The organism is Pseudomonas sp. H1h (assembly GCF_000633255.1).
Lineage (GTDB): Bacteria > Pseudomonadota > Gammaproteobacteria > Pseudomonadales > Pseudomonadaceae > Aquipseudomonas.
The window spans coordinates 122,387-138,518 of the sequence record NZ_AYMJ01000008.1; the positions used below are offsets into that span (position 1 = coordinate 122,387).

Genomic DNA, 16,132 nt, shown 5'->3' on the forward strand with positions numbered 1-16,132 from the left:
ACGCGCCGGATTGCCGCATACTTGTACCAGGAAAAAAACAGCGGTGAACCTGATGAGTGAGAACCCGAGCAAAACCGCCGCGATCGAGGAGATGCGTTTTCGTCTGCTGATCGATGCGGTGGTCGATTATGCGATTTACATGATCGACCCGGACGGCATCATCACCAGTTGGAACTCCGGCGCCAAACGCTTCAAGGGCTACGAAAGGGAAGAGATTCTCGGCGAGCACTTCTCACGTTTCTACACCGAGCAGGATCGCGCGGCCGGCTTGCCACAACGGGCGCTGGACACGGCAATCGGCGAAGGGCGATTCGAAGGCGAGGGCTGGCGGGTACGCAAGGACGGCACACACTTCTGGTGCCATGTGGTGATCGATCCGATCATCGATCCGGACGGGACGCTGCTGGGTTTTGCCAAGATCACCCGCGACCTGACCGACCGCAAGATGGCCGAAGAAACCCTCAAGCGAAGCGAGCAGCAGTTCCGTCTGCTGGTGCAGGGGGTGACCGACTACGCCCTGTACATGCTCAGTCCTGACGGTCGGGTGTCGAACTGGAATCAGGGCGCGCAGCGGATCAAGGGGTATCTGCCGGAAGAAATCATCGGCGAGCATTTCTCGATCTTCTACACCGCACAGGACCGTGAGCGCGGCGAACCGCAACGGGCGCTGGAAATCGCAGCCCGCGAAGGTCGCTTCGAAAACAAGAGCTGGCGGGTACGCAAGGATGGCAGCCGGTTTCTAGCGCATGTGGTGATCGATGCCATCCGCGGCGACACCGGGACCCTGCTCGGTTTCGCCAAGATTACCCGCGACGTGACGGAGGCTCATCAGTCGCAACAGGCACTGGAAAAAACCCGCGAAGCATTGTTCCAGGCGCAGAAGATGCAGGCCATCGGCCAACTCAGTGGCGGCATCGCCCATGACTTCAACAACCTGTTGACCGTGATCCTCGGCAATCTTGAAATTGTGAGCAAGCGTGTTGGTGATGACCCGAAACTCAAGCGCCTGCTGGAAAATGCCACCCAAGGTGCCTTGCGTGGCGTGTCGCTGACCCAACGCATGCTGGCCTTTGCCCGGCGTCAGGAGCTGAAGACCGAGCCGGTCGATGTCGCGCAACTGGTGCAAGGCATCACCGGGCTGTTGCGCAGCTCACTGGGGCCGGGGATCAAAATCGAAACCTCCATGCCCGCCGACCTGGAGCCGGTGCTGGCCGATACCAATCAGCTGGAACTGGCAGTGCTCAACCTGGCGACCAATGCCCGGGACGCCATGCCCGAGGGTGGCAGCGTGGTGATCAGCGCACGACCGGAGGTGGTTCTTGAGCAAAGCCATTCGCCGATGGCGGCAGGGCGTTATGTCTGCCTGAGTCTGATCGACACGGGTGAAGGCATGGACGAATTGACCCTGGCATCGGCCCGGGATCCGTTTTTCACCACCAAAGGCCTGGGCAAGGGCACCGGGCTGGGGTTATCGATGGTGCATGGCTTCATCGAGCAACTCGGCGGCCGCTTCATTCTCAAGAGCCAAAAAGGTCATGGCACTGCGGCAGAGCTCTGGCTGCCGGTGGCGGCGGGCGGTGTGAGCACGCCATTGGTGTATACGAATGCTGAACCGGTGGCGGTGCCACGGCTCAGTGTACTGGTGGTGGACGATGACTCGTTGGTGTTGACCAGCACCACGTTGTTGCTTGAAGACCTCGGCCATCGGGTGGTCAGTGCAACCTCCGGAGCCAAGGCTCTGCAATTGTTCGATCAAGGCGAGGTCATCGACCTGTTGATCACGGACATGGCCATGCCGCAGATGAGCGGCGCGCAACTGGCCCACGCGGTGCGTTTGCTCAAACCGGATCTGCCGATCATCCTGGCCACCGGATACGCCGAACGCCTGGAAGGCTTTGCGGCTCAGCTGCCGCGTCTGCCCAAGCCGTTCACCCAACTCAATCTGGTGGAGATCATCGCCCAGTCGATGAAATGAACGGGCCACACATCCGGCTGAACTAGTGCGTGACGGGGTGCTTCTAAACACTTTCCCTGCCCCGGAGCATGCGTCCCTTGCCTCGCATCCTGACCCAGCCCACTGCCGAAGACGTACTGACCGAACACAACGCGAAAATGTTCGGCTCCCCCAAGGAACGGCTGGATTTCTATCGCAAGGAAATCCAGTACGAAACCAGCATTCTGGCCAACCGCACCGATGCCTATCTGGCGGCGCAATCGTTTCTGGTGATTGCCTTTGCGTCGTGCATGGCCAATCTCAATCCGGAATGGGGCAAGCTGTTCACCCTCGTCGTGCCGCCGTTTCTGGCGCTGCTCGGGCTGCTCAGTTCGCTGAATGCCTGGCCGGGGATACGCGCGGCCTACGACATCATCGACCACTGGCACTACAAGCAAAGCGAGCTGTTGCGCAGCGAGCCGATCATGGGCCTGGCCTACGACGAGTCGCCGCTGTTCAGTGAAATGGAGTCGAGCCACAAGGGCTATCGCAAATCGCTGTTGTTTTCGGTGCGCACACCGTGGATTTTTGCCACGTTCTGGATGCTGCTCGGGATTTATGCGGTGTACATTCAGGTGACCAACCCCGGAGGCTGATCGCCGGCCAAAGAAAAAGCCCGGACTTTGCAGCCGGGCTTTTTCGTGTGCGGTTTATTCGACGGTTTCAAGCTGCCGACGCAATTCCTGCGAATGATGCGGCGACATTGGAATCGGCGGGAAGTCCTCGTTGAGAACGCACAAATGGTCGATAGCTTCCTCGAACTTCGCATCGGCTTTGCGGCGCAGCGCTCGATAGCGCTCAAATTGCTCGATATCCAGATTGTCCGCCTCCAACAGCTCGTGAGCCGTTCGGTTGAGGGTGTGGGCGTCTTCGAACAATTGACGATTGCGTTCCAGGGCCAAAGCCCTGCAAGCCTTGATTTGTGCAGGAGTCGAGCATTCTTTCATGACCGTAACCTTGATATTTTCAAAGATTCCTTTGCATGGGCTGCAAGCCGCAGGGGAACCGAACCTGCCGGACCCCGCCGAGTGCATCCAGCGAGGGGTTATGGTTGTGACTGCCGGAATCTGCAGAGGGATCCATTTATTTTTAGAAGAAAGTTTGATGGGTTAACCCAACAACATGCGCTGGAAAAATCAGGTTTTTCGTTTTTGCCGTTGTTCGTAGCGGGCGAGGATTGGCTGAGTACTGATGCCGTGCAGCAAAATGCTCAGCGCCACCACCGACAGCGTGATGTCGGTGCACAGCGTGGTGAGCGGGGCGCTGAGGCCATGGTTCAAGGCATAAAACAGGTAGAACAGACTGCCGATCCCGCGAATGCCGAACCAGCCGATCAACAGCCGCTGACGTGTGTCGAGCAGCGCGCCCCACGGCATCAGCGCAACGCATGCCGGACGCACCACACAAAACAGCACCGCGCCCACCAGCAGCGCCCGCCAGTCCCAATGTGCCACCAGCACCACGCCGAGCAGGGTCACCAGAAACACTTCCATCGCCCGTTCCACCAGACTGCCGAACGACAGCATGTCGCCCATCATGATCCCGGCGGCGACCTGACTGCTTTCCAGTCGTTCGGTATCACCGTGTACAGCGTGCTGCGGTTCGATGTTCTGATGGCCCACTACCGGCTGCACCAGATGTTCGGCAGGCGGCTGGCTGGCGCCCGTTGACTTCACCTCTTCCTGACGCAAGCCCAGGCCAGCGGCAAACACCGCCAGAAACCCATAACCGCCGATGGCGTCCGCGCCGACGTAGGCCAGGGCAATCAGCGACAGTGCCAGGTAATCATTCGGGCTCAGCGTACTGTCGTCGTTACGGATGCGCAGCGAGAGTGTCACCCGACCAATGCCGCGTCCCATCCAGTACCCGGTCAGCAGTCCTGCGGGAACCGCCCATAACACACTGCGCAACACCCAGTCCTGCCACTCGCCGGGGCTGCCTTCGCCATGAATCAGCAACAACCCGAGAATCACGAACGGAAAGGCAATCCCGTCGTTCAATCCGGCTTCACCGGAAAGGCCAAAACGCACGCTGTCGACGTCCCGCGCATCGTTGACCTGCACCAGCGCGGCGAGCACCGGATCGGTCGGTGCCAGGATCGCGCCGATCAGCAGCGACGGCCCCCAAGCCCATTGCAGGCCCCAATGCAGTAACAGGCTGACCCCGGCGATGGTCAACACCATCACCGGCCCCGCCAGCCCGAATGCGATCCGCCAGCGCTTATCGCGCAGCGGCAGACGCAGCTTGAGTCCGCAGACGAACAGCGAAAACAGCACCGCGACTTCCGTCAGGTGCTCCATCCACACAGCAGCGTTTTCCACCGACAGTTTCAGCAGATCGAGGCCGCTGGGGCCAATGCCGATCCCCAGCAACAGGCACACAGCCGAGGTGGTGACCGGCATCCAGCGCAGGTACGAAGAGGTCAGCGCGAGGGTCAGCAATACGGCACCGAGCACCGCGACCCAGATGACAAAGCTCATGGTTGATCACAGCATCGGCTTGCCACCCGTCACGCCGTAGCGCTGACCGGTGATGTAACTGGCTTCATCCGAGGCCAGCAGCACATAGATCGGCGCCACTTCCACCGGTTGCCCGGGGCGGCCGAGCGGGGTGTTGCCGCCAAAATTCTGCACTTCTTCATCCGGCATGGTCGAGACGATCAATGGCGTCCAGATCGGCCCGGGAGCCACGCAGTTCACGCGGATTTCCTGCGGCCCGAGCAATTGCGCCAGTCCGCCGGTGAAGTTGGCAATCGCGCCTTTGGTGGTGGCGTAGGCCAGCAGTGTAGGTTTGGGCAGGTCGGAGTTGATCGAGCTGGTGTTGATGATCGACGCGCCGGGGCGCATGTGTTTGAGCGCCGCCTGGCACAGACGGAAAATTGCGGTGATGTTGACGTCGAAGGTCATCACCCATTCTTCGTCGGGAATTTCTTCGAAGGTTTCGTGGGTCATCTGGAATGCAGCGTTGTTGACCAGCACGTCGATGCGCCCGAAGCGTTCGACGGTCTTGTCGACCAGCGCCTGGCAATGGGCCTTTTGCGCAATGTCGCCGGGCAGCAGCAGGCACTGGCGGCCCGCCTGCTCGACCCAGCGCGCGGTCTCTTTGGCGTCGTCATGTTCGTTGAGGTATGCCACGGCGACGTCTGCACCTTCGCGGGCGAAGGCTATCGCCACGGCGCGACCGATGCCGCTGTCGGCTCCGGTGATCAGCGCGATCTTGCCAGCCAGTCGCCCGGAACCGACGTAGCTTTGTTCGCCGCAATCGGGGGACGGCTGCATTTTGCTTTGCGAACCGGGCACCGCTTGGGCCTGGGCGGGGAAGGGTGGTTTTGGATAGTCGGTCATCGCGGGTCTCCGAGGTCTCAGGGCTGGTATGGGCGGTTGACCCGGACGGTTTGCCGTGAGTTCGATCGGATGTTGGATGACCGCAAAACCAATGTGGGAGCGGGCTTGCTCGCGAAGGCGGTGTGTCGGTAAACGATGATGTCGCCTGACACACTGCTTTCGCGAGCAAGCCCGCTCCCACAAGGGATTATCTGAGGGGTCAGGTATTGCGGTGAGTCAGGGCACGCTCCATGCGGGTAATGCCTTCTTCGAGCAGCGAGCGCGGGCAGCCGAAGTTCAGGCGCACGAATTGCTGGTGTTGATCGCCGAAGTCGAGACCGGCGCTGAGGCCGACCTTGCCCTGTTCGAGGAAGAACTGCTGCGGGTTTTCCAGCTCCAGCGCCGAGCAATCGAGCCAAGCCAGGTACGTGCCCTGCGGCACATTGATGGTCACGCCCGGCAAGCGGCTGCGCACCGCATCCACCAGCCAGTCACGGTTGGCTTGCAGGTAGGTTTTCAGCTCGGCGAGCCACGGTGCGCCTTCACTGTAGGCGACGCGGGTCGCTTCCATGCCCAGCGGGTTGACGCTGTCGACCATGCCGCAACGGGCGTGGTTGACGCGTTCACGCAGGGCAGCGTCCTGGATGATCATGAACGAGGTCTTGAGGCCGGCAATGTTGTAAGCCTTGCTGGCCGACATCAGGGTGATCGTGCGCTTGGCGATTTCCGGGCTCAGGGAGGCGGTCGGAATGTGCACGCGGCCGTCGAAGCACAGCTCGGCGTGGATCTCGTCGGAGATGATCCAGGCGTCCTGTGCCGCGCAGATATCGGCTACGGCTTGCAGCTCTTCACGGCCGAACACCTTGCCGATCGGGTTGTGCGGGTTGCTCAGGAGCAGGGCGCCGCCACCGTTCAGCGCGTCGCGCAGGCTCTCCAGCGGGGTGGCGCAGGTGCCGTCGGCCTGGGCGACGAATTCCAGTTCGACCTTGTTCAGCCCCCAGTGGCCCGGCGCATGCCGCAGCGGCGGGTAGTTCGGCACTTGCACCACGACGTTCTGCTGCGGCTGCACCAGCGCTTTCAAAGCCATGTTGAAACCGGACTCAACGCCTGGCAGGAAGATCAACTCCTGCGGTTTGACCTTCCAGGCGAACTTGTTCCACAAGTCGGCGACGATGGCCTCACGCAGGTTGTCCTGAGCCACGCTGTAACCCACCAGCGGGTGCAGCAAACGCTGCTGCAGAGCCTCGATGATCACCGGCGGCGCAGCGAAATCCATGTCAGCGACCCACATTGGCAACACATCGGCCGGGTAGCGGCTCCACTTGGTGCTGCCAGTGTTGTGGCGGTCGAATACCTGATCAAAATCGAAAGTCATGCGCGGTCTCGTGAAGGCGGGTTGTTCATGGCCGCCATGATAAGCCGCAACCCATGCAGGAGCGAGCCTGCTCGCGATTGCGGTTTTAAATTCAACATTTGAGCAAGCTGACCCACCGCTATCGCAAGCAGGCTCATGCCTGCAACGAGCGGTGTGAATACAGTTCCGACAAACGGCCGACGGTCGGTTTTCACACAGAGTGTGTGGTCTTTGTCTACAGTGAAAAAGTCGGCAGCCTTTCTGCCGTCACCGTGTTTGTCCAGAAAAAACCCGGCACCAGTACCGGGTTCCACCTGATCAGGAGTGCACGATGGATCTCAGCCGTCGTCAATTCTTCAAGGTCGCCGGTATCGGCCTTGCAGGCTCTAGCCTGGGCGCGTTGGGCATGGCCCCGACGCTGGCCTTCGCCGAGCAGGTGCGTCACTTCAAGCTCGCCCACACCCATGAAACCCGCAACACCTGCCCGTATTGCTCGGTCGGTTGCGGATTGATCATGTACAGCCAGGGCGACGCCGCGAAGAACGTCGCGCAAAATATCATCCACATCGAGGGCGACGCCGACCACCCGGTCAACCGCGGCACCCTGTGCCCGAAAGGCGCCGGCCTGCTGGACTTCATTCATAGCCCGGGCCGCCTGCAATACCCGCAGGTGCGCAAGCCCGGCAGCAGCGCATGGACCCGCGTCAGTTGGGACGAAGCGCTGGATCGCATTGCCGACCTGATGAAGGCCGACCGCGACGCCAACTTCATCGAAAAGAACGCTACCGGGCAAACGGTGAACCGCTGGCTCACCACCGGGTTCCTCGCAGCGTCGGCAGCGTCCAACGAAGCGGGTTACATCACCCAGAAGGTGATTCGCAGTCTCGGCATGCTGGGGTTCGATAACCAGGCGCGTGTCTGACACGGCCCGACGGTGGCAAGTCTTGCCCCGACGTACGGCCGTGGTGCCATGACCAATACCTGGACCGATATCGCCAACGCGAATCTGATCCTGGTGATGGGTGGCAACGCAGCAGAAGCGCATCCGTGCGGCTTCAAATGGGTGACCGAGGCCAAGGCGCACAACGCCGCCCGGCTGATCGTGGTCGACCCGCGTTTTACCCGGACCGCTTCGGTGGCCGACTATTACGCGCCGATCCGCACCGGCACCGACATCGCCTTCATGGGCGGGCTGATCAATTACCTGCTGACCGAGGACAAGATCCAGCACGAATACGTGCGCAATTACACCGACGTCTCGTTCATCGTCAAGGCCGGCTATGGCTTTGAAGACGGTATTTTCAGCGGCTACGACGCGGCCAAGCGCATCTATACCGATAAGTCCGGCTGGGGTTACGAGCTGGGTGAGGATGGTTTTGCCAAGGTCGACCCGACCCTGCAGGACCCGCGCTGCGTCTATCAACTGATGAAGCAGCATTACAGCCGTTACAACATTGATCTGGCGAGCCAGATCTGCGGCATGCCGGTCGATGCCATGCAGAAAATCTGGGATGAGATTGCCACGTGCTCCACGCCCGGCAAGACCATGACTATTCTCTATGCCCTGGGCTGGACGCAACACTCGATCGGCGCGCAGATCATTCGCAGCGCGGCGATGGTGCAATTGCTGCTGGGCAACGTCGGCATGCCGGGCGGCGGCGTCAACGCCTTGCGCGGGCACTCGAACATTCAAGGCCTGACCGACCTCGGGTTGTTGTCGAACTCGCTGCCGGGTTACCTGACCCTGGGCAGCGATGCCGAGCAGGACTACAACGGCTTCATCAAAAAACGCACGCAGATGCCGTTGCGTCCGGGGCAATTGTCCTACTGGCAGAACTACAGCAAATTCCACGTCAGCCTGATGAAGTCGTGGTACGGCGCCAACGCCACGTTTGAGAACAACTGGAATTACGACTATCTGCCGAAGCTCGACATCCCCAACTACGACGTCCTGAAGATGTTCGACCTGATGAGCCAGGGCAAGGTCAACGGCTACATGTGCCAAGGGTTTAACCCGATCGCCGCGCTGCCGGACAAGAACCGGGTGATGGGCGCACTGGCCAAACTCAAATGGCTGGTGGTGATGGACCCGCTGGCCACCGAAACCTCGGAGTTCTGGCAAAACGTCGGGCCGTACAACGACGTGAAAAGCGCCGAGATCCAGACTGAAGTCATTCGGCTGCCGACCACCTGCTTTGCCGAGGAGGACGGCTCGCTGGTCAACAGCAGCCGCTGGCTGCAATGGCACTGGAAAGGTGCCGACGGCCCGGGCGAAGCGCAGACCGACATCCGCATCATGAGCGAGCTGTTCCTGCGCCTGCGCAAACGTTATCAGGCCGAGGGCGGCAAATTCGCCGATCCGCTGCTGAAACTGTCGTGGCCGTACAAGATTCCGGATGAGCCATCGCCGGAGGAGCTGGCCAAGGAAATCAACGGCAGCGCCATGGTCGACTTCACCGACGCCAGCGGTGCGGCGGTCAAGGCCGGCTCGCAACTGGCAGCGTTCGCGCAGCTCAAGGACGATGGCAGCACCGCGTCCGGTTGCTGGATCTTCGCCGGCAGCTGGACCGAGGCCGGCAACCAGATGGCCCGACGCGACAACGCCGACCCGTACGGCATGCACCAGCACCTGGGCTGGGCCTGGGCGTGGCCGGCCAATCGGCGGATCCTCTACAACCGTGCATCGGCGGATGTCTCGGGCAAACCGTGGGATCCGAAAAAACGCCTCGTATGGTGGAACGGCAAGGCCTGGGGCGGCACCGACGTGCCGGACTACAAGGCCGATGTGCCACCGGAAGCCGGGATGAACCCGTTCATCATGAACCCCGAAGGCGTGGCGCGGTTCTTCGCCGTCGACAAGATGAACGAAGGGCCATTCCCCGAACATTACGAGCCGTTTGAAACGCCGATCGGCATCAACCCGCTGCACCCGCAAAACAAGAAAGCCACCAGCAACCCGGCGGCGCGGATCTTCGATTCGGTCTGGGAAAGCCTCGGCGAAGCCAAGGACTTCCCGTACGCCGGCACCAGTTACCGGCTGACCGAGCACTTCCACTTCTGGAGCAAGCATTGCAAGTTGAATGCGATTGCCCAGCCCGAGCAGTTCGTCGAGATCGGCGAAGTGTTGGCGAAGGAGAAGGGCATTGCGGCCGGGGATCGGGTGCGGGTCAGCTGCAAGCGCGGGTTCATCGAGGCGGTCGCGGTGGTGACCAAACGCATCCGGCCGCTGCAGGTCAACGGTCAGGTGGTGCATCAGATCGGTATCCCGTTGCACTGGGGGTTCACCGGTCAGACGCGACACGGTTACCTGACCAACACCTTGGTGCCGTTTCTCGGCGATGGCAACACACAGACCCCGGAATCCAAGTCATTCCTGGTCAACGTGGAGAAGCTCTGATGGAGAATCTATAGATGGCCAGCCAAGACATCATTGCCCGCTCGGCCACCACCACGGTGCCGCCCTCGGTGAGGAATCAGCAGGAAGTCGCCAAGCTGATCGATACCACCAAATGCATCGGTTGCAAGGCCTGCCAGGTTGCCTGCTCGGAATGGAACGAGCTGCGCGACGAGGTCCGCCACAACCATGGCACCTACGACAACCCGCAAGACCTGAGCGCAGAAACCTGGACCTTGATGCGCTTCACCGAACACGAAACCGACGCCGGCAATCTGGAGTGGCTGATCCGCAAGGACGGCTGCATGCATTGCGCCGAGCCGGGTTGTCTGGCGGCCTGCCCCAGTCCCGGGGCGATCATCAAGCATGCCAATGGCATCGTCGATTTCGATCAGGACCACTGCATCGGCTGCGGCTATTGCATCACCGGTTGCCCGTTCAACATTCCGCGGATTTCGCAGAAGGATCACAAGGCCTACAAATGCACCTTGTGTTCGGACCGGGTGGCGGTGGGGCTGGAACCGGCTTGCGTGAAAACCTGCCCCACCGGGGCGATTGTCTTCGGCAGCAAGGAAGACATGAAGGAACACGCCGCCGAACGCATCGTCGACCTGAAAAGCCGTGGCTTCGACAACGCCGGTCTGTACGACCCGCCAGGCGTCGGCGGCACCCATGTGATGTACGTGTTGCACCACGCCGACACGCCGAAGATCTACGCCAACCTGCCGCAGGACCCGAGCATCAGTCCGTTGGTGGGCTTGTGGAAAGGCATCAGCAAACCGCTGGGCCTGCTGGCGATGGGCGCGGCGGTGCTGGCCGGATTCTTCCACTACGTGCGGATCGGGCCGAACCGCACCGAAGAAGATGACCATCCCGCGCCGCCGGACACTTCGGTGCACGTTGTTGATCCGGCGGTGCACACCTTCGATCCACGCGGGGAGGACCGGCCATGAGCAACAAGACGATTCTGCGTTACACCGCCAACCAGCGCACCAATCACTGGTTGGTGGCGATTCTGTTCTTCATGGCCGGGCTGTCGGGGCTGGCGTTGTTTCATCCGTCGATGTTCTGGCTGACCAACCTGTTCGGTGGCGGGCCGTGGACGCGGATTCTGCACCCGTTCATGGGCGTGTTGATGTTTGTGCTGTTCCTTGGCCTGGTCTTCCGCTTCTGGCGCTCGAATTTCTTTATCGACAACGACTGGAAGTGGATGCGCCGCATTGATCGGGTGTTGGTCAACGATGAAGAAAGCGTGCCGCCAGTGGGCAAGTACAACGCCGGGCAGAAGATGCTGTTCTGGACTTTACTGCTGTGCATGCTCGGGTTGCTGTTGACCGGGCTGGTGATCTGGCGCGCGTATTTCAGTGCGTATTTCGGCATCACCGTGATCCGTTGGGCGATGCTTCTGCATGCGCTGGCCGGGTTTGTGCTGATCCTCAGCATCATCGTTCACATCTACGCCGGCCTGTGGATCAAGGGCTCGGTGGACGCGATGCTGCATGGCTGGGTCAGCCGTGCCTGGGCGAAGAAACACCACGAACTCTGGTACCGCGAAATCACCCGCGATGAACGTAATCCGGACGTGCCGGTACGACCGATCACCAAAAAGGGCTGACCTTTGGCAACCATTCTTGAACCCGGGGAAATCGAAGCGGCGGCCAGTTCGCCGCCGTTTCTGCACCTGCCACCGCACAACCTGTTCACCTTGCGCGCGCAACGTCTGGAGCAATTGGCCCAAGGGCATGCGCTGGCTGACTACCTGCGTCTGATCGCCGGGTTGTGCCGGGTGCAGCAGCAGGTTTTCGACGATCCACCGCTGACGGCGCCGTTTGATCAGCAAAGGATTGAAGCCTGTCAGCAACATGGCTTGCCGCCGTTCGCCGCCGATACGCTGGTGCGTGAAGAGGGTTGGCAGGCTTATCTCGGCGCTTTGCTAAAACGCTATGAGCCGGTTGAACAGCCCGCCGTTGTTGATGCGCTGAATACGCTGCAGGGCGCAAGTTCGGGCCAGTTGCGCGCATGGGCGGTGGCCTTGGTCAGCGGCCAGTACTCGATGGTGCCGGCGCAACTGGTGCCGTTTCTCGGCGCCGGGCTGCAAGTGGCCTGGAGTCACTGGCTGCTCAGCGCACCCAACCTGCAACTGAAACCCGGTGACAGCCTCAGCCAATGCCCGGGTTGTGGTTCACCGGCGATGGCCGGGGTGATCCGCCATCGCGGCAAACACAACGGCCTGCGTTATCTGGTGTGTTCGCTGTGCGCCTGCGAATGGCACGTGGTGCGGGTCAAGTGCGTGTATTGCGAGTCGAGCAAAGGCCTCGATTACCTGAGCCTTGAAGATGATCGGCATGCAGCCAATCAGGCGCCGATTCGGGCGGAGGTCTGCCCAGGCTGTAACAGTTATCTGAAACTGCTGTATCTGGAAAACGATGCCGACGGCGAAGCACTGTCGGCGGACCTCACCAGCCTGCTGCTCGACATGCGTCTGGCGCAGGATGGATATCAGCGTCTGGCACCGAATCTGTTACTGGCGCCGGGAGACGAATGACCAGAACGTCTACACTCCTGAAAACTTGTGGGAGGGGGCTTGCTCCCGAAGGGGCCGTGTGAGTCAGATCATTTGTAGCTGACTCACCGCATTCGCGAGCACCTCCTCCCACAATGGGGGGCCGGTGTGCTGTGTCTGGACGCGTAGCGTCAGGTCATGCCGGAAAGTCTTTTGTTTTCGGGAGTGGCTGATGTCCGCAAGTGTTGCCCCGCGTTTACCGTCCATTGATGGTTTGTTGCGTCACCCGGCCTGTGTGCCGTTGGCCGAGCGTTATGGGCGTGAGTCGTTGCTGGCCAGTTTGCGCCAGTTGCTCGATGAGTTGCGCTCTAGCGTGTTGAACGGGCAATTATCAGCCGTCGAAATCAGCCCAGACGTGCTCGCCGGGCGAGTTGGCGAGCGCCTGGCGCAACAACAGCGCAGCCACGTGCGGCGGGTGTTCAACCTGACCGGCACGGTGCTGCACACCAATCTTGGCCGGGCGCTGTTGCCGGATGAAGCCATCGAAGCAGTGCAGATGGCCGCGCGATATCCGCTCAATCTCGAATTCGACCTGGCCAGCGGCAAGCGCGGTGATCGCGACGATTTGATCGAAGGCCTGATCCGCGAGTTGACCGGCGCCGAAGCGGTCACCGTAGTCAACAATAATGCCGCTGCGGTGCTGCTGACCCTGAACAGCCTCGGCGCGCGCAAGGAAGGCATCATTTCGCGCGGTGAGCTGATCGAAATCGGCGGTGCGTTCCGCATCCCCGACATCATGGCCCGCGCCGGCGTGCGCCTGCACGAAGTCGGCACCACCAATCGCACGCATGCCAAAGACTACGAAGCGGCGATCAGCCCGCGCAGCGGTTTGATCATGCGCGTGCATGCAAGCAACTACAGCATCGAAGGCTTTACCGCCCGCGTGCCCACCGCCGAACTGGCCGAGCTGGCCCATCGGCATGGTTTGCCATTGCTGGAAGATCTGGGCAGCGGCAGCCTGCTGGACCTGACCCGTTGGGGCTTGCCGGCCGAGCCGACGGTGCGTCAGGCGCTGCTCGATGGCGCGGATATCGTTACGTTCAGCGGCGATAAATTGCTCGGTGGGCCGCAGGCCGGATTGATCGTCGGGCGCAAAGAGCTGATCGCGAAGATCAAGAAGAACCCGCTGAAACGTGCGTTGCGGGTGGACAAATTGACCTTGGCGGCGCTGGAAGCGGTGCTCGGCTTGTATCGCGATCCGGATCGCCTCGCGGAACGTCTGCCGAGTTTGCGGCTGTTGACTCGCTCGCAAGCCGACATTTTCGCCCAGGCTTCGCGTTTACAACCGGCGATGGCTGAGTTCTTGAGCGAATCCTGGCAGGTCAGCGCCGTTCAGGCCTTGGGCATGATCGGCAGCGGCAGCCAACCGGTGGCGCGATTGCCGAGTGCGGCGCTGTGTTGTCGCCCGCAGGTTTCAAAGCGTTTGCGTGGGCGTTGTCTGCTGAATCTGGAAGCGGCGCTGCGCGGTTTGCCGATCCCGGTGCTCGGGCGCATTGACGACGATGCGCTGTGGCTCGATCTACGTCAGCTCGACGATGAAACAGCGTGGCTGGCGCAATTGCCGCAGTTGCAGGTCGAATCGTGATCGTCGGCACTGCCGGGCACATCGACCACGGCAAGACCTCGTTGCTGCAGGCCCTGACCGGGCAAACCGGCGACCGCCGCCCGCAGGAACGCGAACGCGGGATGACCATCGACCTCGGTTATCTCTACGCGCAGCTAAAACCCGGTGCCGGGCTGACCGGGTTCATCGATGTGCCGGGCCACGAGAAGTTCACCCACAACATGCTCGCCGGGGCGCAGGGCATCGATCTGGTGTTGCTGGCGGTGGCTGCGGACGACGGGGTGATGCCGCAGACCCGCGAGCATCTGGCGATCGTCCAGTTGCTGGGCATTCCCCGGGCGCTGGTGGCGATCACCAAGTGTGACCGGGTCGAACCGGGCAGGGTGGAAGAGGTTGAACGCCAGGTTCTCGATTTGCTGGAAACCGGGCCGTTTGCCGATGCGCCGACGCTGGCGGTGTCGAGCGTAACCGGGCAGGGCGTCGATGAGTTGCGTCAGCGTTTGTTGCAAACCCAGGGCGAAGTGCATGAGCGCAGCCGCGAAGGTGGATTCCGTCTGGCCATCGACCGCGCCTTCAGCGTGGCCGGCGCGGGCACCGTGGTCACCGGGACGGCGTTGTCGGGTACGGTTAGCGTCGGGGACAAACTGGCGCTCGGGCCGTCCGGAAAATCGGTCAGGGTGCGTGGCTTGCATGCGCAGAATCAACCCGCCGAACAGGCCTTCGCCGGGCAACGCGTGGCACTGAATATCAGCGGGGAGCGGCTCACGCTGGAGCAGATCCATCGCGGCCAATGGCTGTTGGCCGAATGGCTGCACGCACCGACGCAACGGGTCGATATCGAGTTTCAGCTGCTGCCCGGCGAGCGCACGTTCGAACACTTTCGCCCGGTGCATGTACACCTCGGTACCCAGGACGTGATCGCTCGCGTGGCTTTGCTCGAAGGCCCGCGCTTGAACTCCGGCCAGCGCATGTTCGCGCAACTGCTGATCAACGCCCCGGTGCATGCGGTGAAGGGCGATCGGGTGATCCTGCGTGACCCGAGCGCGCAACGCACCCTCGGCGGTGGCCAGGTGCTCGACCCGTTCGCCCCGGCCCGACAACGCCGCAGCCCGGAACGGATGGCGCAACTGCAAGCCTTGGTGCGCAGCGACAGTCTTGAGCAAGCGCTGCCGGTGTTGCTCAACCACAGCGCCGGTGGCCTGGATCCGCAGCGGCTGGAGCGTCAGTTCAATCGTCAGCGTGCAGACTGGTCACTACCGTCCAACGTGCGCCTGATCGACACCCGCCAAGGCCCGGTGCTGTTCAACGTGCAGCGTTGGGGACAACTGAAGTTCACCGTGCTGGAGCAACTGGCAAAACTCCATGAGCTGGAACCCGACCAGATGGGCCCGGATCGCGACCGTCTGCGGCGCTTCAGCGGTCTGGCGCTGGAGCGTTCGACCTTTGCCAGCCTGCTGGACGAATTGCGTGCCGCCGGATCGATCAACGCCAGTGGGCCGTGGCTGCACCTGCCGGATCATCAGGTACGTTTGAATGCCGAAGACGAAACCCTGTGGCTGCGCCTGCAGCCGCTGTTCGAACAGGCCGGATACGATCCGCCGTGGGTGCGCGATGTCGCAAAAATACTCGGTGAGGACGACGCGGCAGTGCGCCTGTTGCTGCGCAAACTGGCGCGCCTGGGGCTGATGCACCAAGTGGTGCGTGACCTGTTTCTGCCTGACGTGCAACTGCGGCGCATGGCCGGCGTACTGCTGCAGCTGGAACAGGAAAATCCACAGATCCAGGTGACAACGTTCCGGGATGCGCTAGGCTTGGGACGCAAACGCTGTATTCAGTATCTGGAATATTTCGACCGCCTTGGCCTGACCCGACGCATCGGCGAATCCCGCGTGATCCGCCACGACAACGCGCTGGCCAGTGCCGACGCACCCTGAGTTCAAT

General features: G+C 61.6%; 12 protein-coding genes. 8 read left to right on the forward strand and 4 right to left on the reverse strand.

Annotation, left to right across the window (positions count from 1 at the left end; all coding sequences use genetic code 11):
- Positions 1–52: 52 nt before the first annotated feature.
- On the forward strand, positions 53–1,975 hold the full coding sequence (locus U862_RS0106545) for a PAS domain-containing sensor histidine kinase (RefSeq protein ID WP_025109639.1): 1,923 nt from the start codon (positions 53–55) through the stop codon (positions 1,973–1,975).
- A gap of 77 nt (positions 1,976–2,052) precedes the next feature.
- Entirely contained in the window at positions 2,053–2,589 is a 537-nt protein-coding gene (locus U862_RS0106550; protein WP_025109640.1) for a hypothetical protein, read from the forward strand.
- A gap of 54 nt (positions 2,590–2,643) precedes the next feature.
- On the opposite strand, the gene U862_RS0106555 is transcribed toward U862_RS0106550, so the two are convergent.
- From U862_RS0106555 to U862_RS0106575, 4 genes are all read right to left on the reverse strand, one after another.
- Positions 2,644–2,940, reverse strand: coding sequence for a hypothetical protein (locus U862_RS0106555; protein WP_025109641.1), 297 nt, complete (start codon positions 2,938–2,940; stop codon positions 2,644–2,646).
- 189 nt (positions 2,941–3,129) lie between these two features.
- On the reverse strand, positions 3,130–4,473 hold the full coding sequence (locus tag U862_RS0106565; protein ID WP_025109642.1) for a sodium:proton antiporter: 1,344 nt from the start codon (positions 4,471–4,473) through the stop codon (positions 3,130–3,132).
- 6 nt (positions 4,474–4,479) lie between these two features.
- A complete protein-coding gene (locus U862_RS0106570) occupies positions 4,480–5,337 on the reverse strand; it encodes a glucose 1-dehydrogenase (protein ID WP_025109643.1) in 858 nt (285 codons plus the stop codon).
- 199 nt (positions 5,338–5,536) lie between these two features.
- Complete coding sequence (locus tag U862_RS0106575) at positions 5,537–6,691, reverse strand: MalY/PatB family protein (RefSeq protein ID WP_025109644.1); 1,155 nt, start codon at positions 6,689–6,691, stop codon at positions 5,537–5,539.
- A gap of 310 nt (positions 6,692–7,001) precedes the next feature.
- Here U862_RS0106575 and fdnG point away from each other — a divergent pair, with 310 nt between their 5' ends.
- The 6 genes from fdnG to selB all read left to right on the forward strand — a co-directional run bounded on the left by fdnG (position 7,002) and on the right by selB (position 16,125).
- Positions 7,002–10,067: a formate dehydrogenase-N subunit alpha gene (gene fdnG, locus U862_RS0106585; protein WP_157836056.1), complete on the forward strand. Its 3,066-nt coding sequence runs from the start codon at positions 7,002–7,004 to the stop codon at positions 10,065–10,067.
- Between the two features lie 14 nt (positions 10,068–10,081).
- Positions 10,082–11,017, forward strand: a complete 936-nt coding sequence (gene fdxH, locus U862_RS0106590; protein ID WP_025109647.1) for a formate dehydrogenase subunit beta — start codon at positions 10,082–10,084, stop codon at positions 11,015–11,017.
- Entirely contained in the window at positions 11,014–11,679 is a 666-nt protein-coding gene (locus U862_RS0106595; protein ID WP_025109648.1) for a formate dehydrogenase subunit gamma, read from the forward strand. Before fdxH ends, U862_RS0106595 begins: the two co-directional genes overlap by 4 nt.
- Positions 11,680–11,682: 3 nt before the next feature.
- The gene (gene fdhE / locus U862_RS0106600; RefSeq protein ID WP_025109649.1) at positions 11,683–12,609 is read left to right on the forward strand and encodes a formate dehydrogenase accessory protein FdhE; all 927 of its coding nucleotides are present in this window, start codon (positions 11,683–11,685) and stop codon (positions 12,607–12,609) included.
- Positions 12,610–12,799: 190 nt separating this feature from the next.
- Entirely contained in the window at positions 12,800–14,212 is a 1,413-nt protein-coding gene (gene selA / locus U862_RS0106605) for an L-seryl-tRNA(Sec) selenium transferase (protein ID WP_025109650.1), read from the forward strand.
- Positions 14,209–16,125: a selenocysteine-specific translation elongation factor gene (gene selB, locus U862_RS0106610; RefSeq protein ID WP_025109651.1), complete on the forward strand. Its 1,917-nt coding sequence runs from the start codon at positions 14,209–14,211 to the stop codon at positions 16,123–16,125. The genes selA and selB overlap by 4 nt, the downstream gene beginning before the upstream one ends.
- Positions 16,126–16,132 lie beyond the last annotated feature (7 nt).